Origin of the sequence: Rhizobium mulingense, from assembly GCF_029194105.1 — a bacterium.
Lineage (GTDB): Bacteria > Pseudomonadota > Alphaproteobacteria > Rhizobiales > Rhizobiaceae > Rhizobium > Rhizobium mulingense.
Genome location: NZ_JARFVE010000002.1, coordinates 463,718 through 486,525, shown reverse-complemented (window position 1 = coordinate 486,525; position 22,808 = coordinate 463,718). Strand labels below are relative to the sequence as shown.

Below are 22,808 nucleotides of genomic sequence, written 5' to 3'. Positions count from 1 at the left end.
GTTACCGGTGATAGCTGAAAAGGCGAAGGATGAGGAAGAGCGGAATGACGATCGTCGCCCCGAGCAGGAGATAGTCGCCGACGCGCCCGAGCGCTGAAAAACCGCGGTGCCAGATTTCCAGGATGAAGTCGCGGAACCCATAGATGATATTCCACGGCGTCAGGCCGAAGACGGTCATGACGAAACCGACGATCAGCGACACGACGATGAGTTTTATCAATGTGCGGCCGAGCGAATCGCCGAGGAACCTGTTCACCTGATCGGACATGCGCCATCTCCTGTTTGCCCTTGGAATAAGGTCGCGGCGCGCCGCCCGCAAGCCCTTTCCGGGATTGGCCGCTTCGCCTGTGAAATAGGACTTGAGTTTTTTTGTGGCCGCCGCCAGATGCGGGCAGACGTATGTCGCGCAACCTGTGCAACCGATTGCGCTAACGACATGCTTAAGCGCCAACAGGTCTATTCATGCAGCCCCACCAGCTTTCCTCCGGCGATGTCATCGCCGACCGCCGCGCCGATTATGCCAGGATGCTCGAAGAGGGCGGCGAGCCTGAGGCGGCGGCCGAGCTGATGGAGCAGGCGCTCGAACTCGCACCGGGCTGGGCTGCCGGCTGGTATCGCCTCGCCACCTATCGCGAAAAGGCGGGCAGGGCGGAAGCCGCGATCGAAGCCTATCGCAGCACGCTTGCGCTCGATCCCGAAGATATTTTCGGTTCGGCCCTCAAGCTCGCCCTACTTGGCGACGGCGCCACACCCGACCGGCCGCCGAGCCGCTATATCGAGCGCCTGTTCGACGACTATGCCGACCGTTTCGAGACCTCGCTCGTCGAAAAACTCGATTACGCTGTCCCGCAGAAGCTCGCAGCCCTCGTTTCTGCCACCGGCAGGCATTATGCATGCGCCGTCGATCTCGGCTGCGGCACCGGCCTGCTCGGCCCCGAAATCCATGGCCGCGTCGACCGCCTGGAAGGTTTCGATCTCTCGCAGAACATGCTGGCCAAGGCGGCCGAGAAAGCGGTCTACGACCACCTCGCCCAAGCCGACCTGTCGCTTGCGCCCGATCTTTCCGGCCTCTTTGCCGATGGGCCACACGGCCGCGCCGACCTGGTGACGGCAGCCGACGTGCTGATGTATCTGGGCAATCTCGAAAGCGTCTTTGCGATCATCGAAGATCTCGCCGCATCAGGCGCCGATCTCGCCTTTTCCGTCGAGGATGCGGGGGAGGGCGAGAGCTTCCATCTCGCGCCGTCGTTGCGTTATGCCCATTCGGAAGCCTATGTGAGGATGCTGCTTGCCCGTCACGGCTTCGAAATCCTCGAAATCGTCAAGACCGTCATTCGCAAAGATGGCGGCAAACCGGTGGCCGGCATTCTGTTCCTTACGCGCAAGCCGGCGTGAGCGAATGTTTCTTGCGATTTTTTAATAGGACAGCATTACTTACCTATTTCGCTTGATCGGACGCCGGAAAGCCTGATATTGCAGGGATATCCGAGAGAGCGGGGCGATAAGACGCCGAGAGCTCCGGCTCATTTCACATTCAAAGATTCACCGCGTCCGGATGTCTCCGGATGTGCTCACGAACACGTCTGCTGTCGGAGACTGGCGACATGACACAGCTCATCAATGCCCTCGGCGTCTGGAATACGAGCGCGACGCGTCACTCTCCTATCGAAGACGTGCAGGGCATATTCTCCGGCAGTCTCGTCGCAGCACTTGGCCTTTACGTGCTGGCCAGCGCTGGCCTTCTCACCGGCAGCACGGCCGGCGTCGCCTTCCTTCTGCATTACGCTTTCGGCGTCAATTTCGGCCTCGCCTTCTTCCTGCTCAACCTGCCGTTCTTCTATCTCTCCTGGAAGCGTCTCGGCATGGCCTTCACGCTGAAGACCTTCATCGCCATCGGCCTGACCTCGGTGATGTCAGATATGCAGTCGCGTCTCTTTTCCATTTCGAGCATCCATCCCGCCTGGGCGGCCCTTCTCGGCGGCCTGCTGCTCGGCTTCGGCGCGCTTGCGCTTTATCGCCACCGCGGCAGCCTCGGCGGCGTCGGCATTCTCGGGGTCTACCTGCAGGAGCGCTTCGGCATCCGCGCCGGCCTCGTCCAGCTTGGCATCGACTTGTGCGTGCTGGCCGCCGCCTTTTTCGTCACCACGCCGCCGGTGGTCTTCTATTCGGTCCTCGGCGCCCTCGTCCTCAACCTCTTCGTCGCCATCAACCACCGCGCCGACCGCTACATCGCGCTCTGACATTACAAATCCGTAATCCATTCTGAACAAAACGTAACTTGCCTGCAACCGGTCCCGGCGCGACATTTCTCCCCGCGCCGGATTTGATGAGGTGAGTTATGTCAGATTTGGAAAAACTTGTGAGACGCCGCATGCAGGAAGAATACGCCAAGGGCGCTTCCGCAGAGGAAATTACGAAAGTCGTCCGAGATCTGCTCAACAGCATCGACCTCTCGGGCGATGGGTTTGAGGCCATCGCCGCACGGGCCACGACTAATCGCGAGTAACGGATAAACAACCGACCCGAGATTCGGGTCGGTTGCTGGAATGCCATCATAAGGGCGCCCGTGGGGCAGATGATTGAGTTGAGAGAAGCCCACGTCAAAATCGCAGCCGCGCCCCGGTTCCTCGCTGTTCTTGCTCCAGAAATCACCCCACACTCCGTCATCCTCGGGTTTGACCCGAGGATCCATGCCGCCCCCACCATCGGGGCCATGGATCCCAGGCTCAAGGCCTGGGATGACGGAGAGTGGGGGTCTGTTTTGCCAAACTCGCCGTTGATGCAGCGAATGAGACGTCGCACTTCCTGGTTCAACGGGTTGAGGCACCGGTCTCAACCCTTGGTACTGGCCTCAAGCCGCCTTTGTCACCGCATCGATCGGATGCTGCGAGCGGAAGCCGACCGCCAGCCGGTTCCAGACATTGATCGCACCGATCGCCACCGTGATCTTCGTCATTTCCTCCTCGGAGAAATGCGCCTTCAGCGCTTCGTAGTCGGCATCCGGCGCGCCTGTTTTGGCGATGTTGGTGACGGCGTCGACCCAGCCGAGCAGGGCGCGTTCGCGGGCGTCATAGACAGGCGATTCCCGCCAGACGCACATCAGGTTGATCCATTGTTCGCTAAGCCCGTCGTGGCGGGCCTCCTTCACATGCATGTCGACGCAGTAAGCGCAGCCGTTGATCTGCGAGGCGCGCAGTTTGATCAGGTGAATGAAGCGGCGTTCCAGTCCGGAGGACTGGATATATTGCTCGAGTGCGGCGACGGCCTTGTAGGCATCGGGGGCGGCTTTGGCGAAGTTGAAACGCGGTTGCATGTCTTTCTCCTTGATAGGGCTCAGCGAGCCGTCTTGCGTTCGTGGATTTCGAGGAACGCGCAGCCTCTAGCCGCGATCGATCCGTCGTCGACGGCATTCAGTTCGATGCCGAGATCGGCAATGCTGGTCTTGGCGAGCTCGGCCCGATAAACCCGTTCGGCTCGGAGCATCGCCGCGCTGATGTTGCAGGGCTTGGCGAAGAAGCGGTCGGAGACCGGGTTCGGGCCGCGCTGGCGGATTTCGGCGCAGCGGAAAGCCGGCGCCGGCCCCTCGACGGCGAGCAGGATGTCAAGCAGCGAAATCTCTTCCGGCGGCTTCGCCAGTCTATATCCGCCCCGCGGGCCCGGCACGGTATCGAGGATGCCGGCGCCCGACAGAGCCTGCAGATGTTTCAACAGATAGCTCGTCGACACACCGTGGAATTCCGCCAGTGCCGCGGCCGAAAGCACGCCGCCTTCGGAGAGGCCGGAAAGCATCGCAACGCTGTGAATGGCCTGTTCGACGCCATCGCTCATCTTCATGCCGGCATCCCCTTAAATCATGGATAAAAGATATCCACGATTGTCGCCTCTGTCAAGAGCTGCCCTTGCTGCTTGTCCCTTGCCTTTATTGTGCCGGTGGATAGAAACGGGAAAAGCCGACAGGGGAACATCATGGCATCCAACGCCTTCGCGGGCCTTCTGAATTCCAGCGCAGACCGCCACTCGGTGTTCGACGACGCGCAGGGCATCGTCGCCGGCAGCATGCTCGCCGTGCTCGGCGTCACGCTGCTCTCCGGCGCCGGGCTGCTCGCCGGCGGCACCGCGGGCCTCGCCTTCCTCGCCCATTATGCGACCGGAATAAGCTTCGGCCTCTGCTTCTTTGCGGTGAACCTGCCCTTCTATTATCTTGCCTTCCGCCGCATGGGTCCTGCCTTCACCATCAAGACGTTTGTTGCGATCGGCCTGACCTCGATCCTGTCCGAATTCGCGCCCGCCTTCATCGGCGTGACACATGTTCATCCGGTCGCCGGGGCGGTCTTCGGAGGCCTCGTCATCGCTGCCGGCATGCTGGCGCTCTTCCGCCACCGCGCCAGCCTCGGTGGCATCGGCATCCTCGCCCTCTATATCCAGGATCGTCTCGGCTGGCGCGCCGGTCTCGTCCAGCTCGGCTTCGACTGTCTCATCCTGGCGCTCTCCTTCCTCGTCGCCAGCCCCTTCATCATCGCCTGTTCGGTGCTCGGCGCGGTCGTGCTCAATCTCACTCTCGCCGTCAATCATCGCAAGGACCGCTATATCGCGATGTGAGCGATCGGCCGCCCTTCTTTTTCGCCCGTTTTTCACTACCTTCGGGATGTGGACCAGATCGATTCCGAAGCCCGCGCCCAGCTGCCTGCCGCCTTTACCCGCTGGTTTGCGGAAAAGGGCTGGCGCCCGCGCGCCCATCAGCTGGAATTGCTTGCCCGCGCCGAGGCCGGCGAAAGCACGCTGCTGATCGCCCCCACCGGCGCCGGCAAGACGCTCGCTGGTTTTCTGCCGTCGCTCACCGATCTCACCCGCCGCGGCCGCATTCCGCCCGGCTCCGCTTTCACCGGCATTCACACGCTCTATGTCTCGCCGCTGAAGGCGCTGGCGATCGATATCGAGCGCAATCTGATGAAGCCGGTCGCGGAAATGGGCCTGCCGGTCACCGTCGAAAACCGCACCGGCGATACGCCGAACGCCAAGCGCCAGCGACAGAAGCTCAATCCGCCGGATATTCTGCTGACGACGCCCGAACAGGTCGCCCTGCTTCTCGCCAACCGCGAGGCCGAGCGCTTCTTCAAGGATCTGAAATATGTAGTGCTCGACGAATTGCATTCGCTCGTCACCTCCAAGCGCGGTCATATGCTGTCGCTCGGCCTTGCCCGCCTGCGCCGCATTGCCCCTGACCTGAAGACCATCGGCCTGTCGGCGACCGTCGCCGAGCCGATGGATCTGCAGAAATGGCTGGTCGCTCAGGAGGAGGGCAGGGAGCATCACGCCGGCCTCGTCGTCGTCGAAGGCGGCGCCAAACCTGACATTTCGATCTTGTCCACCGAGGAGCGCATTCCCTGGGCCGGCCATTCCGCCAAATATGCCATTCCCGATGTCTACCGGCAGCTCCTCAACCATCAGACGACGCTGCTGTTCGTCAACACCCGCAGCCAGGCCGAAATGCTCTTCCAGGAACTCTGGACGATCAATGACGACAACCTGCCGATTGCCCTCCATCACGGCTCGCTCGATGTCGCCCAGCGCCGCAAGGTCGAGGCAGCGATGGCCGAAAACCGGCTCCGCGCCGTCGTCGCCACTTCGACGCTCGATCTCGGCATCGACTGGGGTGATGTCGATCTCGTCATCCATGTCGGCGCGCCGAAGGGCGCCTCGCGTCTTGCCCAGCGCATCGGTCGCGCCAATCATCGTATGGACGAGCCCTCGAAGGCGATCCTCGTGCCGGCCAACCGTTTCGAGGTCATGGAGTGCCAGGCCGCGCTCGACGCCAACTATCTCGGCGCTCAGGACACCCCGCCGGTCGGCCGCGGCGCGTTCGACGTGCTCGCCCAGCACGTGCTCGGCATGGCCTGCGCCGAACCCTTCGACATGCTGGAACTCTATGACGAGATCACCAGCGCCTCGCCCTATGCAGATCTCACCTGGGAAAACTTCGAACGGGTCGTCGATTTCGTCGCGACCGGCGGTTATGCGCTGAGGACCTACGAGCGTTACGCCCGCATCCGCAAGACCAAGGAGGGGCGCTGGCGGGTCTCCAATCCTGCCGTCGCCCAGCAATATCGCCTTAACCTCGGCACCATCGTCGAAAGCCCGATGCTGAACATCCGCATGGTCAAGCGCGGCGAGGGCGGCCGGATCGGCCGCGGCGGCGCCACGCTGGGCAAGGTCGAGGAATATTTCCTCGAGCAATTGTCGCCCGGAGATACCTTCATCTTCTCCGGAAAGGTGCTGCGCTTCGAAGGCATCCGCGAAAACGAATGCCTGGCCTCGCAGGCCTTCTCGCTCGATGCGAAGATCCCCTCCTATGCCGGAGGCAAGTTTCCGCTGTCGACCTATCTCGCCGAACAGGTGCGGGCGATGATCGCCGACCCCGACCGCTGGCGCCATCTGCCGGATCAGGTGCGCGACTGGCTGTCGTTGCAGACGGACAAGTCGATGCTGCCGAAGCGCGACGAGTTCCTGATCGAAACCTTCCCGCGCGGCAGCCGCGGCTATATGGTCGCCTATCCTTTCGAGGGCCGGCTCGCCCATCAGACGCTCGGCATGCTGCTGACGCGCCGGCTGGACCGGGCGGGCGCCAAGCCTCTCGGCTTCGTCGCCACCGATTATTCGCTCGCCATCTGGGGGCTGGAGGATATGGGCCTGATGATCGGCAACGGCCGGCTCAGCCTCTCCGACCTCTTTGACGCGGACATGCTGGGTGACGATCTCGAAGCCTGGCTCAACGAATCCTTCCTGTTGAAGCGCACCTTCCGCAATTGCGCCGTGATTGCAGGCTTGATCGAGCGCCGCCATCCCGGCAAGGAAAAGAGCGGCCGCCAGATCACCGTCTCCGCCGATCTGATCTATGACGTGCTGCGCAGCCACGAGCCGGATCACATCCTCTTGCAGGCGACGCGGCAGGATGCGGCGACAGGACTTTTGGATATAAGCCGACTTGGCGATATGCTGATGCGAATCAGGGGCCACATCACCCATCGCCCGCTCGACCATATTTCCCCGCTGGCCGTGCCGGTGATGCTGGAAATCGGACGCGAAGCGGTACCGGGCGAGGCCCACGACGCATTGCTCGCCGAAGCAGCGGATGACTTGATCGCCGAAGCGATGGCCTGAGATCTGTTTGGGAATACGACCGTGATGAACCGCCTGGCGCTCGCGCGCGACATATCCGGATTGGCCGCGGTGCCGGGCATCGAGACGTCGATCCATGGCATTGCCGCCGTCTGCGATCCGCTCGGCGCCCTCTATCTGCCCGATGCCGGCCTGCTTGTCGTCTCCGACCTGCATCTGGAAAAGGGAGCGGCCTTCGCCCGCCGCGGCATGATGCTGCCGCCCTATGATACGCTAGCGACCCTGACCGTGCTGGCCGCCGTCATCTCGCGCTATGATCCCAAGCTCGTCGTCTCGCTCGGCGACAACTTCCACGACCGCGTCGGCTCCGCGCATCTGCCGGAAAATTTCCGTGCGTTGATTGTCGGCATGGCGCGCGGCCGCGAATGGATCTGGATCAACGGCAATCACGACCCCGACGGCGTCGTCGATCTGCCCGGCGCTTGCACCGACGAGATGCACTATGCCGGCCTGACCTTCCGCCACGAGCCGAAAGGCGGCCTGCAGAGCGGCGAAATCGCCGGCCACCTGCACCCCTCCGCGACCGTGCGCCGCCGCGACAGATCCGTCCGCCGCCCGTGTTTTGCCACAGACGGCGCCCGCCTGCTGATGCCCGCCTTCGGCGTCATGAGCGGCGGCTTGGATCTCGGCCATCAGGCGATGAAGGGCCTGTTCGACAGGGCGGCGCTGGTGGCGCATCTGTTGGGGCGGGACCGGATTTATTCGGTCAGGTATGGGAATTTGAGGGGGTAGCGATTGCTATTCGGATAGGGCGTGCCGTGCCAGCCCCCTCTGGCCTGCCGGCCATCTCCCCCAACAGGTGGGGAGATCACAAGTGGCTAAACCTCCGCGTTTCTCTAGTGTTTCACCGGTCTGTGGCGCCAGATGTTTGGGGAAGCCAGTGCGCCCAGCCAATCTCCCCACCGGTGGGGAGATGCCCGGCAGGGCAGAGGGGGCGGCCACCGCACGCCCTTAAATCACACCCTTGCTCAATCACACCCCTGCAACTGCTGCTGATAGGTCCCGGCCATCCGCGCGAACTTCTGCGCCGTCTGCTGCAATTGTCCGTTCGAGCGCCAGTCGCCGCGCTTATATCCCGTGGGACCGGAATAATAGGCGAGATAGAGATTATAGGCGTCGTTCAGCGGAATGCCGGTCTCCACGCTGTTTTGATAGTGATACCAGCCGATGAAATCGATCGCGTCGGTGAAGTTCGTCCGCCGCGCCGCCCAGTTCCCGGTCTGCGACTGATAGTGATCCCACGTTCCGTCGAGCGCCTGCGAATAGCCGTAGGCGGTCGATGGCCGGGTCCAGGGAATGAAGCCGAAGAGCTTGGTGCGCGGTGGCCGCGCATAGGGCTGGAAGCCGGATTCGGTGTACATCGTCGCCATCAGGATCGGCACGGGCACGCCGTATTTCTTTTCCGTCCGTTCGGCCGCCCTCTGCCAGCTGGAAAAAAGCCCCTCGCGCTGGTCGAAGACGGCGCAGATGTTTCTCGTCTGCTTCGGCGCCGTCGCGCAGCCGGCAAGCAGCGCCAGACCCACGGCGGTCAGAACGATACGAGTACGCATAACAGAACCTCTCGTTTCAGAGAGATTACTAACTCGTAAATGTTAAGAACCGGTTTTTAGTCGAATACGAAGCTTTTTCGAAAGGGCTGGCGCCTAGAGCGCCGAGCCACCCAAGAACCGGACAGCCGTAGCCCAAAGCCCGCTACACCTTGACCGGCTCATAGCGCAGGATCATCGCCCCGCTTTCCGTCGTCGAGGATTCAATGAGCTTCAGCGGCACCAGGGCTTCGGCCGGCTTGAACAGCGGATTGCCGCCGCCGAGGATGACAGGCACCACGCAGACCCTGATTTCATCGATAAGGCCAGCTTTCAGCAGGCTGTCGGCAAGCTCGGCGCTGCCAAAGATGAAGATCGTCTTGCCGTTCTCTTGCTTCAGCCGCGTCAATTCGGGGATTGGATCCCTGACGACGCGGGCATTGTTCCAGCCGGGCTCGGTCATCGTCCGCGACACGGCGATCTTGGCGATGCCGTTCATATAGGCTTTGATCTTGTCTTCGCCTTCGGCGGTCGGCCAGTAGGAGGCCATGCCCTCATACGTCTTGCGGCCGAAAACCAGGAGATCGCCTTCTTCGCCGAACTGCTCGGCATAGCGCTGCAGCTCGGGTCCCCAGGCAAGATTGTGGAAGTCGATATCCCACGGCTTCGTGCCTTCGAAATACCCGTCAAGCGTCATCAAGTTCCAGACGATAAGCTTTCTCATGACATCCTCCTTCTCAATTGTCGCAGTTAAACCAGTTGCATAGAAAAACTGGTTTGAAACTTGAGCGTCTGATAGCAAAATGCAAGCGGTTTTTTACAGGAGGAGCGGATGACGTGCGTTGAGGCAAGCCGGCGCTCGACCGGTGGCCGCTGTAACAAGACAATCGCTGGAGTACGGTGCCTTGCGGAAGCTCAGTCCCTGCGGAAGATCAGGCTGGCTCCCCAGCCGGTGACGACGGCGAGCAGCACCGCTGCACAGCCGTAGAGGATCGGCTGGTCATGCGCCGCATCGGTGATCGTCTGCTCGATGCCGGTCTTGATGACGCGCAGCGGCAGCGATTTCTCGGTGACGAGATTGCCGCTCTTGAAGAGATAGGCGCGCACCGTATGCACCCCGTTCGGAATATTTGCCGGCAGGCGCAGGCTGGCCTTGAACAGGTTCGATGCGACGAACCGCACGCCGCTCGTGTTGCGGTCGTAAAGCGCGCCTCCCTGCTGCAGCCGCAGGAAAGCCTGGCGGAATTCGCCGAGATTGCTGCCGTCGCCGACGAAGCCGACCGGCGTCAGCGGAATGTGATCGATGCCGATTCCCTGATCGGTCAGTTCGAGCGGCGTCGTCAGATCGTCGATCATCCGCGAGCTCGACATCGAATAGGAATGCGGCACCGCCTCGAAGGTCATCGAGCGCGTATTCACCCAGATGCCGAAGACCCGTTCCTTCTTGCGCACCGTCGCATCCTGACGCGGGCCTTCCAGTACGACGACCACGTCATATTGGCCGATGGCGAGCAGCAGCTGATCGGTGTTCGACAGCGCCCCGAAGATCGTCAGATCGGCGCCGTGGAAGTCCGAGGTAATGGCGATTTCGCTGGTCGAGGTGCCGATCTCAAGCCCTTCGCGCACCGCTTCCGTCGATTGTCCAGGCAGCCATTGTGCGCCGGCGGCGGCCGGCAGCAGGCAAAGAAACGCGAGGACGGCGGCAGAAAGGCGCATCAGTTGCCAGTCCCCATCACCACCGAATAGATATCGGTCGGGGTCACCACCAATGCGATCGCAAGACGCAGGCCGACGGCCAGCACCAGCAGGCCGAGCAGGGCGCGCAGCTGTTCGCCGCGCAGCTTCTGACCGACGCGAACGCCGTATTGGGCGCCGATGACCCCCGCCACCATCAGGATGAAGGCCAGCACGATGTCGACGGAGAAGTTCGTCGCCGCCTGCACGATCGTCGTATAGGCGGTCACGAAGATGATCTGATAGAGCGAGGTTCCGACGACGACATTGGTCGGGATGCGCAGGAGGTAGATCATCGCGGGCACCATGATGAAGCCGCCGCCGACACCCATGACCGAGGTAAGGATGCCGATCGCAAAGCCGAGTGCGACGATCGGAATGACGCTCAGAAAGATCTTCGATTTCTTGAAGCGCACCTTGAGCGGCAGCTTGTGCACCCAGTGCTGATGGCCGGGCTTGCGCGGCGCCGGCAGCTCATTGCGGGCGGCGCGCCGCATGGCGTTGATGCTTTCGAGCAGCATCAGCCCGCCGACCGTGCCGAGGAAGATCACGTAAAGCAGCGAGATGAATAGATCGAGCTGCCCGAGGGCGCGCAGCAGCGAGAAGATCCAGATACCGACGGTGGCGCCCGAGAGGCCGCCGACCAGCAGCACCGTGCCGAGCTTGACGTCGAGTGTGCCGCGCCGGAAATGCGTGATCGCGCCCGAAATCGACGAGGCGACAACCTGGTTGGCGCCGGTCGCGACCGCGACGACCGGGGGGATATTGTAGAAAATCAGCAGCGGCGTGATGAGAAAACCGCCGCCCACGCCGAACATTCCTGACAGGAATCCGACGGCTGCCCCCATGCCGAGAATGATGAAAATGTTCACCGACAATTCTGCGATGGGCAGATAGATTGTCACAACCGACCCCGAATGATGACCGCCCCTGCCGGGCGGTTTCCGTCACGTCCCCGTTCCAATGCGCACCTTACCGCGAAATCGTTGCCAGAGGCTTTCGATCAGCCCCGGAAGCGATGGAGATCGAGAGCGGACGATTCGACGGATGCGCCAGGCGATCTGTCCCGCATAATCCGGCTTTTTTCAGATTGCGTGACAGGCGGCGGAAAAAATGGCGAATGTCTTGGTGCCGCAGGTCTTCTGTAGCGCGATTCCAGCAAAACAGTCGTGCGGTTTGCGCCCGGCTTGGCGCAAACAAGACATCGGCATGTCCGTAGCCGGCGGGAACGGTTCTAGATCGCCTTGGCGACCTGCTTGTTGCGCTCGAGCAGCGCCTTGACCGTCGCGTCGGTCACCTTGCCGTCCGGCTCCTGGCCGATCGACTTCTGGAAGTTCTTGATCGCGGTCACGGTCTTTGCGCCCATTTCGCCGTCCGGCACGCCGGCATCGAAGCCGTTATTGTTGAGGATGGCCTGGATGTTGCGGATCGCCTTCTTCATGTCGACGGAGGCCGTCTTCGCGCCGGTGCCCGCCCATTCGTCAGGGATGTCGATGCCATTGGCTCGGTGGTCGAGCGGTTCGGGCTTCCAGAGATCGGCCTTGGCGCGGGCACGCTCGAGCTGATCGGGCTTCATCGCGTTGGCCACTTCGTCGCGCTTCTGCGCCGCATCCTTGTCGCCGGCCTTGGCGGCGATCGCAAACCACTTGTAGGATTCCTCGATGTCCGCCGGAACGCCGTTGCCCCTCGCGCAGAGGATCGCCAGGTTGAACTGGCTGTCGGTGATGCCGAGATTGGCGGCCTTGGTGAACCAGGAGGCCGCGGTCGCATAATCCTGCTGGCCGAGGGCACCGGAGGCGTAGAGCACGGCGAGATTATGCATGGCGCTGGCATTACCCTGGTTTGCCGCCTGTTCGTAGAAGGTCTTTGCCTTGGCGATGTCGCGTTCGACGCCGTTGCCCTTCTCATACATGCTGCCGAGCCGGTACTGCGCCGGCGCAAAACCCTTGTCGGCGGAAATCTGGTACCAGCCTGCGGCCTGCTTCTGATCGACGGCCAAGCCGTTGCGGCCGTCCGAATAGCGCGCGCCGATCTCGAATAGCGCCAGCGCATCGCCGCCCTGCGCCGCATCGGCAAGCGACTTCGGCTGCACCGTGTCGGGAATGGTGATGGTGGCCTGCGGCGCTGCAGCCGGCGTATTCGGCACGAAGCCCGATGTTTCCTGCGTTGGGCCGGACGAAGCGGCGGGCGCAAAAGTTGCAGCTCCTTCTCCGTCAAGCGGGGCAGCCTCGGTCAGATGATCGCCGGCGGCGGGTGCGGTTGTTTCCGGCTGCGCCTGTTCGGCAGCCGGGGGCGCGCCCGTCGTTGCGGGAGCGTTCACCGCCGCAGCGCCGGTGATGGGCTGGGCGGAGGTTGCTTCGGGCAGGGCCGGGTGTGGGTTTTCCGTTGCTCCCGTCAGCGCCGAGACCTCCGCCGGCGGCTGCTGCGCGGATTCCCCGCTCGTCAGCGTCCGGGCCAGCGGAAAGGCCATGATGGCGAGCAGCACGGCGCCGATCGCCAGCAGGATCGGCCGGCGGTAGCGCGAAAAGGCGCTGACCTTGCCGGTTTTGCCCGTCTGGTCCTTGGCAGTCGCGCCCTTCCTCTCGGCCTTGCCAGCCTGCTTCGGATTGGCGTCCACTTCCATCGCGGCTGCCTGCGCCGCCCGGCGCGCAGCGGCAATATAGTCGGCGCGATCCGTCTCGACGGGAGGTTTGCCGCGTGCGGCACTCTGGCTGGCGCGCACCCGTTCAAGGATTTTCTTGACGTCGGGCGCGCCCGAGCCCGGCTCGAGCAGTTCGTTCGCCGCATCCGTCGGCACCACGTCGGCAGGATCGATCGACGGCGCGGGGTCGATCACCGCGCGTTCGGCGGCCTTCGTCTCGGCTTTCTTGCCGGGCCGCAACCGCTTGCCGAGGCTGGCGAGCAGACTGGATTTTGCCGGCGCCGGCGTCGCGGCCTCCGGCGTTCTGGTCGCCGCTTCGATAGCGATCGCGCTTGCCCCGTTCATAACCGCGGTCTGCACAGGGGTGGCAGGTTCGGCTGCGACCTCAGCCGGGCGGATGACCGGAGAGGTCATCGCTGTCTTGGCAGCTTCCGGCGTCCGGGCGGCCTCGGCCACCATCAGCGCGTAAGGGTCGACATCGAAATCGACGTCGGCGACCGGCATCGGGGCGACCGGCCGTCCGCGCTCTTCCATGCCGTCGAGACGGTCGGCGATATGCACCAGCGTCTCATGCAGCGCCTTGAAAGTCTTGTGCGTGCGCTCCTCGCTGTCACGGCTGATATCCTCGAGATGGCGCAGATCCTCGGCCAGCGCCGTCAGCGCCGACATGTCGGCGGCCGCCACGCCGCCCTGCAGGGCGCCATTGCGCGAATAGGCCTCGACGACGGCTTCCGCCGCCTGACGCGCCGCTTCGATGATATATTCGTCACTGGTCGCCATATAATCTTCGATCGCGCCCATGCGGCGGTCGAGCTCGGCGGGGATCGGAGCGCTTTCGCGCGGCTCGCTCATCAGCGCCGAAAGATTGGCGATCTGGTCCTCGAGGTTCTTCAGCGCCCGCGGATCGGTCGGCGGTGCTGCGGTGCTCTCTTCCAGCCGGGCGGCGATGTCGCTCAGCCGTCCTTCGAGACGCCGGAAGGCGCCGTCGTCGATCGCCGCGGCCGCCGGCTGCGGATAGGCCATCTCGTCGATGCGCCGGGCGAGATAATCGAGCCGCTGCGCCAGCACGTCGTTGACGGCGCCGCTCTCGAGCGCGTCGATCTTGCGGGAGATGTCGGACAGCGGTCCGGTGAGGTCGGGCTGCGCGGCCGTCGCCTGCGTGCGCTCCAACAGATAGGAAAGATGTTCCAGCCGCTCGTCGAGCCGCGACGTCGCTTCCGCCTTGGTCAGCTCCTCGACACGTTCCGTCAGCGCCTCCAGCCGCATCGCCAGCTCATCGGCCGGCGTCGTCCGGCTGGCGGCATCATGGCTCATCACGTCGATCTGGTCGGCGAGCGCCGAAAGCCGGCTTTCCAGCCGCTGCATCAGCGTCGGATCGCTGTTCGCGGCCGCACGTCCGCTGGCCGCGATCGCCCGGCTGATCTCGTCGAGCCGCATGTCCATGGCGGCGAACTGTTCGGCCATGATCCGGTCATGCGGCTGGATCATATTGCCGAACTGCTCCATCGCCGTGGCGATGGCGATGAGCTTGTCTTCCAGCGCGCGAACCGCCGGGCTTTGGCCCATGCCGCCGATATGGCGCTTGATGTCGTCGAGCCGGTAGGCCAGCGAAACGAGCTCTTCCTGCAGCCCCTCGGTATCGAGTGCGGCAAGCCGGTTTTCGAAGCCGTCCCAGCGGGTTTCCATGTGACGCAGCGATTCCTCGCGCGCCAGCCCGTCCATCAGCGATCGCAGATCCTCGAAATCTTCACGCAGGCCGGCCGCTTCCGCGCCGCCCGTGCGTCCGGTGAGCTGGGTGATGCTCTGAGCGAGGCGGTTCATGTCGGCGCGGATGTCGTCGGCGAAGCGGCCGTCTCCGGCACTTGTTTTGATCTCGCGCAGTTCCGTGCGCAGCGCGTTCATTTCGCGGGTAACGCCTTCGGAAATGTCGCGCTTCAGGTCCTGGCGCAGGTTGACAAGCGCCTGGGCGATCTCCGTCATCGTATCGTCGCCGGCGCGGAAGGCGGGTGCCGGCTGAGCGGCGCGCGGCGCGGGTTCGCGCTGCTGCGGGGCCGGCTCGCGCCCATAAGGCCGCTCGCGGCCGGCTTCCAGCGCGCGCTGGCGCTGGCGGATTTCAGCCAGCTGATCCGGCCGCGGCTCGATCGGCGCTCTTGCCGGGCGCGCCGAATTGGCGCCGGCGTAAACGTCGCGCTCGGCCGTTGCCGTGCGCGGCCGCTGTTCGCGCCCGCTGCCCATTAGCCCTTCGATGCGCGCCTCCAGCCCTTCAATCGTGCGGTTCAGCGCATCGAGCGAGGTCCTGTCGGACTGCCGGGAAGGATTTGATCGCGATCCGTTCATCTTCTTGCTCGCTTCGACTGCTCGACCTCTCGTCAGAGCTCGATCCGTGGCTTTTCCGTCTGTGGCCAGCGTCTTCACGCGGACCGGAGCGCACCATCCATAAGAAGATCGTCAATTAGACTTTCCTCAGGCTGAACGATGTAGCGGCATTCTTGAGAAACGCGAGACGGGGAAAAGGAATGCGGGTCGCTACTGCTCAACCCGCACCTTTCACGAAACGTGGTAAACAAGCGGTTAATATCGATGAGAATTTTTTAACGTTTGTGTCTCAAACACCATTTTAGCGGTAATTGCCGCTCATCCCGCCCGACGGCGCGTCAGGCCGGCCGCGGATATTGCAGTTCGATCTTCACGCCCTCGGGACCGTAAACGAAGACCTGGCCGAGGTCGGTGTCGGGAATATCGTAATATTCATAGCGATAGCCGCTCGCCTTGATGCGCTCCAGCGCCGGGGCGAATTCGTAAAGACTGAAGGCGACATGATTGAAGATGCCCGGTGGAAAGTCGGTGCTGCGCGATGTCAGGCTGAGATGAATGACCGGGCGGTCGTCCAGATAGAGCCAATGGCCGGGCGAGGGGAAGGGCGGTCGATAGCCTTCCCTGACGCCGAGAATGGCTTGCAGGAAACCGATCATGGCAGGCGCATCGCGGGTATCGATCGTGACATGGTCCAGGCGCGGCATCAGTTCCTCCCTGCCAGCTCCGACGATACGAAGCCTATCCTGTTCACCGCAGCCGGGAAAGTTGTTTCGCCGCAGGCGCTACCCTCCCACCCCCATCTCAGTGCGGCCCTCCCGCATCGATCGAATAGGCGCTGATGCGCGACAGATGGGTGAAGGAAAGGCCGGTCTCCTCGGCCCAGTCGTTGAAGGCCTTCTGGATCAGCGGCTGGTCCTTCTTCGCCGTGCCGGAGGCAGACAGCGGCACGCCGGCCGATCTGAGGCAGGCAAGCACATCCATCGTGGCAACGAAGCTGTCGCGGCCGATGCCCCGCAGGAAATATTGTCCGGTCATGCCGCCGAGCCGGCTGCCGCGTTTGCTCAACAGGTCGAGGAGGCCGATCTGGTCTTCCCGCGGCCAGTCGGCGAAGAAGACGCCGGCGCTGCCATATTCCCTCGCCAACTCCCTGACGAAAGCGGCATTGGCGCGAACCGACATGATCTTCGCGCCGTTGCGGATGATCCGCTCGTCCGAGGTCAGCTCATGCCAATAATCGTCGGGCGCGATATTCAGCATTGCCGGATCGAAACCGGAGAACGCCGCTTCGAAAGCCGGCCACTTCGCATCGATCACCTTCTGGACGAAGCCGCTGTAGAAGATGCGCCGGGTCATGTCGGCAAGAATGCGGTCGTCGGGTATGGCGCGCAGCCTCTCGTGATCCGGCCGATGCTTTTCCAGCAAGGCCTGCAGGGCGGCCGCGCCGCCTTTCCGCTGTTCCGCACGCTGCCTTATCGCCTCGAAACTGATCATCCTGGCGCCCCTCCTTTGGCATTCCCGAACTGCGGCCCAAATTTTACGGATCGAAAGACGCTGGCACTTATACCCCGTTCCACGATGGACAAGGAAGGGGAGATGACGTCTCGTGCCTTTGGGGAATTGATCGTCCGCAGATTTGCCGTCGGCGAATTTTTTCGAGAAAGATGGCGAAGCTGCAGAATTTGACGTTTACGCAAACGTCAATATTTTGTAAGACAGTGCCCGAGGCCGGTGCGACCCGGTCAGTCGAATGGAGGAATTCGCGAAATGCCAGTCTACAAGGCTCCGGTGAACGATACGCTCTTCGTCCTGAACGACGTGCTGGGCCTCGAACGCTACAACAATCTGCCGGGTTTTGCCGATGCGACGCCTGACATGATCGAGGCGATTCTCGGCGAGGCCGGAAAAGTTGCCGAGGAGGCGCTCTTCCCGGTGAATTATTCCGGCGATCAGGAAGGCTGCCAACGCCACGACGATGCCAGCGTCACGACCCCCAAGGGCTTCAGGGAGGCCTACAAGGCGTATCGCGAAGGTGGCTGGATCGGTCTCGCGGTGCCGGGGGAATTCGGCGGGCAGGGGCTACCCTATACGCTGCATTGCGCCGTCGGCGAATATACTTCTGCCGCCAACATGTCGCTGATGATGTATCCGGGCCTGACGCAAGGCGCGATCGCCGCGATCCTCGTCCATGGCACGCAGGAGCAGAAGGATACCTATCTGCCGAAGATGGTTGACGGCTCATGGTCCGGCACGATGAACCTGACCGAGCCGCATTGCGGCACCGATCTCGGCATGCTGCGCACTCGTGCAGTGCCGCAGGCGGACGGCAGCTATAAAATATCCGGCCAGAAGATCTTCATCTCTGCCGGCGAGCACGATTTGACCGACAATATCGTCCACCTGGTGCTGGCCCGCATCGAGGGCGCGCCGGAGGGCACCAAGGGCATCTCGCTCTTCATCGTTCCGAAATTCCTGATCGGCGAGGGCGGTACGCTTGGCGCCCGCAACGCCGTCACCTGCGGCGCGATCGAGCACAAGATGGGCATTCACGGCAATGCCACCTGCGTCATGAATTACGACGGGGCGATTGGCTTCCTGATCGGCGCCGAAAATCGCGGCCTAAACGCCATGTTCGTGATGATGAACGAGGCCCGCCTGATGGTCGGTCTGCAGGGCATCGCGATTTCCGAGATCGCCTATCAGAACGCTGCCGCCTATGCCCGCGACCGCATCCAGGGCCGCTCGCTGTCCGGCGTCAAGGCGCCGGATAAGAAGGCCGATCCGATCATCGTCCATCCCGATATCCGCCGGACGCTGATGACTATACGCGCCTTCAACGAGGCCGGCCGCGCCTTCCTGCTGTGGACGGCGCTGAAATCCGATATTGCACACCGCGCCACCGACGACAAGGAACGCCAGACGGCCGACGACATTCTCGGCCTCGTCACCCCGATCCTCAAGGGCGTGATGACCGACAAGGGCTTCGACCATGCCGTCATGGCCCAGCAGGTCTTCGGCGGCCACGGCTATATCGAAGAACACGGTATGAGCCAGTATGTCCGCGATGCCCGCATCGCCATGATTTATGAAGGCGCCAACGGCATTCAGGCGCTCGACCTTGTTGGCCGCAAGCTCGCGCTCAACGGCGGCCGCGCCGCCATGGCCCTCTTCAAGGAGATCGGCGATTTCTGCGAGGAAAACCGCGGCAACGAAAAACTCTCCTTCTTCACCAAGCATCTGAAGAAGGGCTTGAACGACGTCCAGGGCGCGACCATGTGGTTCATGCAGAACGCCATGGCCAAGCCCGACAATGCCGGCGCCGGCTCGACGGACTATATGCATCTCTTCGGCCTCGTCGTCCTCGGCTATATGTGGGCGAAGATGGCGAAAGCCGCGGAGGACGGCCTTGCATCCGGCGACGGAGCCCGTGCGGATTTCCTCAGGAATAAGCTCATCACGGCGAAATTCTTCATGGAGCGCATCATGCCGGAAACCGCGCTGCGCAAGGCCCGCATTGAAGCCGGCGCCGATACGATGATGGAACTGGCCGCGGAAGCATTTTGAGCCATTTCTCCCTCTCCCTTGTGGGGAGGGCTGGGGAGGGGCATTTTCTCCTCCTTCCAAAATTCGAGGCAGATAGATTGCCGCCAGGGAGACGAGACAATGACCGAGGTTTTCATTTACGATCACGTCCGCACGCCGCGCGGCCGCGGCAAGAAGGACGGCGCCCTGCATGAGGTGCCCTCCGTCCGCCTTGCGGCCAAGACGCTGGAAGCGATTCGCGACCGCAACGGGCTCGACACCACGACCGTCGACGACATCATCATGGGCTGCGTCGATCCGGTCATGGATGCCGGCGCCGTCATCCCCAAGGCCGCCGCCTTCGAAGCCGGATATTCCACCAGGGCGCCCGGCATGCAGATCTCCCGCTTCTGCGCCTCGGGCCTCGATGCCGTCAATTTCGGCGCCGGCAAGATCGCCCAGGGAGCCGACGATATCGTCATCGCGGGCGGTGTCGAAAGCATGTCGCGCGTCGGCCTCGGCATGTCGGGCGGCGCCTGGTTCATGGACCCGTCGGTGAACTTTCCGGCCTATTTCATGCCGCAGGGTGTCTCGGCCGATCTCATCGCCACCAAATACGGTTTCAGCAGGACCGATGTCGACGCCTACGCCGTCGAGAGCCAGAGGCGCGCTGGACATGCCTGGCAGCAGGGTTGGTTCGACAAGTCGGTCGTCCCGGTCAAGGATCAGAACGGCCTGACGATCCTTGACAAGGATGAGCACATGCGCCCCGGCACCGATATGCAGGCGCTCGCTTCCCTCAATCCGTCCTTCCAGATGCCCGGCGAGATGGGCGGCTTCGAGGCCGTCGGCATCCAGGCGCATCCTGAGATCGAGCGCATCAACTATGTCCATCACGCCGGCAATTCTTCCGGCATTGTTGATGGCGCGGGCGTCGTGCTGCTCGGCTCGAAGGCGGGTGGCGAGAACATGGGACTGAAGCCGCGCGCCCGCATCAAGGCCTTCGCCAATATCGGATCCGATCCGGCTCTGATGCTGACCGGCCCGGTCGATGTCACCGAGAAGCTGTTGAAGCGCACAGGTATGAGCCTTGCCGATATCGACCTCTTCGAGCTGAACGAGGCCTTCGCCGCCGTGGTGTTGCGCTACATGCAGGCCTTCGACATCGATCACGCCAAGATCAACGTCAACGGCGGCGCTATCGCCATGGGCCACCCGCTCGGCGCCACCGGCGCGATGATCCTCGGCACGGTGCTCGACGAACTCGAACGCCGCGACCTCAATACCGCGCTGGTGACGCTCTGCATCGGCGCTGGCATGGGCACGGCCACGGTTATCGAACGCGTTTGATCGGATATGATCCCTCCCCCAGGGGGGAGAGCTTCACCGCAAGAGAATTCAGGGAGAGGAATTCCCAAGATGAGCAATTACACGAACTTCACCGTCGAAACCGACGCCGATGGCATCGCTCTCGTCACCTGGGACATGCCCGGCAAATCGATGAACGTTTTCACCGCCGAGGTGATGGAAGAGCTGAACGCCATCATCGACGCCACGACTGCCGACACTGCCGTCAAGGGCGTCGTCTTTACCTCCGGCAAATCCTCCTTCTCCGGGGGCGCCGATCTTTCGATGATCAAGTCGATGTTCAGCTCCTATCAGGAGGAGAAGGCAAAAAGCCCGGAAACGGCCGTTCAGACGCTTTTCGGTCTTGTCGGCCGTATGTCCGGCCTGTTCCGCAAGCTCGAAACCTCGGGCAAACCCTGGGTATCGGCCATCAACGGGACCTGCATGGGCGGCGCTTTCGAACTGTCGCTCGCCTGCCACGGCCGCGTCGCCTCCAATGCCAAGAGCGTCAAGATCGCGCTGCCCGAGGTCAAGGTCGGCATCTTCCCCGGCGCCGGCGGCACCCAGCGCGTGCCGCGGCTCGCCAATGCTCAGGATGCGCTGCAGATGATGACGACGGGCCAGTCGCTGACCGGCTCCCGCGCCAAGGCGATGAACCTCGTGCATCAGGTGGTCGAGCCGGATCAGCTGATCCCCGCCGCCAAACAGATGATCAAGGACGGCCTGAAGCCGGTCGCTCCCTGGGACGAAAAGGGCTTCAAGCTGCCGGGCGGGGGCATCTGGACGCCGGCCTCGGCCCAGCTCTGGCCGGCCGCACCGGCAATCGTGCGCCGCGAAACCTCGGGCAATTACCCCGCTGCTCTCGCCATCCTGAAATGCGTCTATGAAGGCCTGCAGGTCCCGTTCGACACCGGCTTGAAGATCGAACAGCGTTATTTCACCGAGGTGCTGCAGACCCGCGAAGCCTTCTCGATGATCCGTTCGCTGTTCATTTCGATGCAGGAACTCGGCAAAGGCGCCCGCCGCCCCGCCGGCATCCCCAAGGCCGAACTCAAGCATGTCGGCGTCGTCGGCGCCGGCTTCATGGGCGCCTCGATCGCCTATGTCACGGCCGCTGCCGGTCTCCCGGTGACGCTGATCGACCGCGACATGGAGGCGGCCGCCAAGGGTAAGGCCGTCTGCGAAGGCCTCGTCAAGGATTCCGTCGGTAAGGGAAGGTTTACGCAGGACGAGGCCGCGGCGCTTCTCTCCCGCATCACGCCTGCCGCCGACTATGCCGGTCTCGCCACCGCCGATCTCGTCATCGAGGCGGTGTTTGAAGATCGCGAAGTGAAGAAGTCGGTCATCGAGGCGGTTGAAGCCGTGTTGCCGGAAGGGGCGATCTTCGCCTCCAATACCTCGACTCTGCCGATCACGGGCCTTGCGAAGAACTCGAAGCGTCCGGCCGATTTTATCGGCATCCACTTCTTCTCGCCTGTCCAAAAGATGATGCTGACCGAGGTCATCCTCGGCAAGGAGACCGGCGACAAGGCGCTCGCCGTCGCGCTCGATTATGTTGCGGCGATCAAGAAGACGCCGATCGTCGTCAACGACACCCGCGGCTTCTTCGTCAATCGCTGCGTGCTGCGCTACATGTCGGAAAGCTACGACATGCTGATCGAGGGCGTGCCGGCTGCGATGATCGAGAATGCCGCCAAGATGGCCGGCATGCCTGTCGGCCCGCTGGCGCTGAATGACGAAGTCGCGATCGACCTGTCGCTGAAGATCCTCAAGGCCACCGTTGCCGATCTCGGCGAGAAGGCGATCGACCCCAGGCACATGGAGCTGATCTGGCGCATGGTGGAAAAGGAGGGCCGCTTCGGCCGCAAGAACTCCAAGGGCTTCTACGACTACCCGCCGAAACCGGCGAAGAAGTCACTCTGGCCGGAGCTCAAGGACTTCTATCCGCAGAAGAAGGCGGATGAGGTCGATGTCGCGGCGCTGAAGCAGCGCTTCCTCGTCACCATCGCGCTCGAAGCCGCCCGCACCGTCGAAGAGGGCATCGTTACCGATCCGCGCGAAGCCGACGTCGGCTCGATCCTCGGCTTCGGCTTCGCGCCTTATACCGGCGGGGCGCTGAGCTATATCGACGGCATGGGCGTGAAGGCTTTTGTGGAGTTGGCGGAAAAGTTAGCCGGGGCTTACGGCAGCCACTTCAAGCCGACGCCGCTGTTGAAGGACATGGCCGCCAAGGGCGAGACGTTCTACGGGCGGTTCGATCCCTATGCGAAGATGGGGGCGGCGGCGTAGGGCTGTTTCTCGCTCTTGGTTTTGAGGGGAACGATCTTTACCGTTGTGCCGTGGCCGCCCCCTCTGCCCGGCAGGGCAGAGGGGGCGGCCACGGCAGGCACGTCAATGAATCGTTCGATTCCGTCCTTGCTCTCCCGACACCCATTTTCTTAATTGACGCCTTGCCGTGGACACAATTTGCAATTACATGTCTCCGCATCGATCTTGCTAGATGAACTTTGAAACGGCGCTCGCGTCGTTCCTGGCTACCTTCCTCCAAA

At 62.8% G+C, this 22,808-nt stretch carries 19 protein-coding genes; 8 read left to right on the top strand and 11 right to left on the bottom strand.

The annotated features are described in order from the left end of the window. Nucleotide 1 precedes the first annotated feature (1 nt). Nucleotides 2-268, bottom strand: coding sequence for a DUF6460 domain-containing protein (locus tag PYR71_RS02500; RefSeq protein ID WP_004675818.1), 267 nt, complete (start codon nt 266-268; stop codon nt 2-4). Between the two features lie 194 nt (nt 269-462). Here PYR71_RS02500 and PYR71_RS02495 point away from each other — a divergent pair, with 194 nt between their 5' ends. After that, on the top strand, nt 463-1,395 hold the full coding sequence (locus PYR71_RS02495; protein ID WP_275618099.1) for a class I SAM-dependent DNA methyltransferase: 933 nt from the start codon (nt 463-465) through the stop codon (nt 1,393-1,395). Between the two features lie 209 nt (nt 1,396-1,604). Beyond that, nucleotides 1,605-2,240, top strand: a complete 636-nt coding sequence (locus PYR71_RS02490; RefSeq protein WP_275618098.1) for a YitT family protein — start codon at nt 1,605-1,607, stop codon at nt 2,238-2,240. A gap of 101 nt (nt 2,241-2,341) precedes the next feature. On the opposite strand, the gene PYR71_RS02485 is transcribed toward PYR71_RS02490, so the two are convergent. The 3 genes from PYR71_RS02485 to PYR71_RS02475 form a co-directional block, all read right to left on the bottom strand. Next, nucleotides 2,342-2,692, bottom strand: a complete 351-nt coding sequence (locus PYR71_RS02485) for a hypothetical protein (RefSeq protein WP_275618464.1) — start codon at nt 2,690-2,692, stop codon at nt 2,342-2,344. A gap of 159 nt (nt 2,693-2,851) precedes the next feature. Next, the gene (locus PYR71_RS02480) at nt 2,852-3,313 is read right to left on the bottom strand and encodes a carboxymuconolactone decarboxylase family protein (RefSeq protein WP_275618097.1); all 462 of its coding nucleotides are present in this window, start codon (nt 3,311-3,313) and stop codon (nt 2,852-2,854) included. 20 nt (nt 3,314-3,333) lie between these two features. Then, nucleotides 3,334-3,834 carry an RrF2 family transcriptional regulator gene (locus tag PYR71_RS02475; RefSeq protein WP_275618096.1) on the bottom strand — a complete coding sequence of 167 codons (501 nt, stop codon included), beginning with the start codon at nt 3,832-3,834 and terminating at the stop codon, nt 3,334-3,336. Nucleotides 3,835-3,966: 132 nt separating this feature from the next. Here PYR71_RS02475 and PYR71_RS02470 point away from each other — a divergent pair, with 132 nt between their 5' ends. Genes PYR71_RS02470 through pdeM form a run of 3 tightly spaced genes read left to right on the top strand, consistent with a single transcriptional unit; the run spans nt 3,967 to nt 7,908 of the window. Next, nucleotides 3,967-4,599, top strand: a complete 633-nt coding sequence (locus PYR71_RS02470; RefSeq protein ID WP_275618095.1) for a YitT family protein — start codon at nt 3,967-3,969, stop codon at nt 4,597-4,599. A 48-nt stretch (nt 4,600-4,647) separates the two neighbouring features. Beyond that, nucleotides 4,648-7,158 carry a ligase-associated DNA damage response DEXH box helicase gene (locus tag PYR71_RS02465; protein ID WP_275618094.1) on the top strand — a complete coding sequence of 837 codons (2,511 nt, stop codon included), beginning with the start codon at nt 4,648-4,650 and terminating at the stop codon, nt 7,156-7,158. Between the two features lie 24 nt (nt 7,159-7,182). Beyond that, entirely contained in the window at nt 7,183-7,908 is a 726-nt protein-coding gene (gene pdeM, locus PYR71_RS02460) for a ligase-associated DNA damage response endonuclease PdeM (RefSeq protein WP_275618452.1), read from the top strand. Nucleotides 7,909-8,144: 236 nt separating this feature from the next. On the opposite strand, the gene PYR71_RS02455 is transcribed toward pdeM, so the two are convergent. The 7 genes from PYR71_RS02455 to PYR71_RS02425 all read right to left on the bottom strand — a co-directional run bounded on the left by PYR71_RS02455 (nt 8,145) and on the right by PYR71_RS02425 (nt 16,884). After that, nucleotides 8,145-8,726 (bottom strand): transglycosylase SLT domain-containing protein, encoded by a 582-nt coding sequence (locus PYR71_RS02455; RefSeq protein ID WP_183839645.1) that lies wholly within the window; start codon nt 8,724-8,726, stop codon nt 8,145-8,147. Between the two features lie 142 nt (nt 8,727-8,868). After that, nucleotides 8,869-9,426, bottom strand: a complete 558-nt coding sequence (locus PYR71_RS02450) for a dihydrofolate reductase family protein (RefSeq protein WP_275618093.1) — start codon at nt 9,424-9,426, stop codon at nt 8,869-8,871. A 191-nt stretch (nt 9,427-9,617) separates the two neighbouring features. After that, complete coding sequence (locus tag PYR71_RS02445; RefSeq protein WP_183914375.1) at nt 9,618-10,418, bottom strand: TIGR02186 family protein; 801 nt, start codon at nt 10,416-10,418, stop codon at nt 9,618-9,620. Then, nucleotides 10,418-11,341, bottom strand: a complete 924-nt coding sequence (locus tag PYR71_RS02440; protein ID WP_183914377.1) for a sulfite exporter TauE/SafE family protein — start codon at nt 11,339-11,341, stop codon at nt 10,418-10,420. Before PYR71_RS02440 ends, PYR71_RS02445 begins: the two co-directional genes overlap by 1 nt. 329 nt (nt 11,342-11,670) lie before the next feature. Then, nucleotides 11,671-15,414 (bottom strand): peptidoglycan-binding protein, encoded by a 3,744-nt coding sequence (locus PYR71_RS02435; RefSeq protein ID WP_275618092.1) that lies wholly within the window; start codon nt 15,412-15,414, stop codon nt 11,671-11,673. A 317-nt stretch (nt 15,415-15,731) separates the two neighbouring features. Then, nucleotides 15,732-16,097, bottom strand: a complete 366-nt coding sequence (locus PYR71_RS02430; protein WP_275618091.1) for a VOC family protein — start codon at nt 16,095-16,097, stop codon at nt 15,732-15,734. A 97-nt stretch (nt 16,098-16,194) separates the two neighbouring features. Next, complete coding sequence (locus PYR71_RS02425) at nt 16,195-16,884, bottom strand: DNA-3-methyladenine glycosylase I (protein ID WP_275618090.1); 690 nt, start codon at nt 16,882-16,884, stop codon at nt 16,195-16,197. Between the two features lie 273 nt (nt 16,885-17,157). On the opposite strand from PYR71_RS02425, the gene PYR71_RS02420 reads away from it, so the two are divergent. The 3 genes from PYR71_RS02420 to PYR71_RS02410 all read left to right on the top strand — a co-directional run bounded on the left by PYR71_RS02420 (nt 17,158) and on the right by PYR71_RS02410 (nt 22,548). Then, a complete protein-coding gene (locus PYR71_RS02420; protein ID WP_275618089.1) occupies nt 17,158-18,954 on the top strand; it encodes an acyl-CoA dehydrogenase C-terminal domain-containing protein in 1,797 nt (598 codons plus the stop codon). A gap of 99 nt (nt 18,955-19,053) precedes the next feature. Further along, nucleotides 19,054-20,262, top strand: a complete 1,209-nt coding sequence (locus PYR71_RS02415; RefSeq protein WP_275618088.1) for an acetyl-CoA C-acetyltransferase — start codon at nt 19,054-19,056, stop codon at nt 20,260-20,262. Between the two features lie 69 nt (nt 20,263-20,331). Continuing rightward, nucleotides 20,332-22,548, top strand: a complete 2,217-nt coding sequence (locus PYR71_RS02410; protein WP_275618087.1) for a 3-hydroxyacyl-CoA dehydrogenase NAD-binding domain-containing protein — start codon at nt 20,332-20,334, stop codon at nt 22,546-22,548. Nucleotides 22,549-22,808 lie beyond the last annotated feature (260 nt).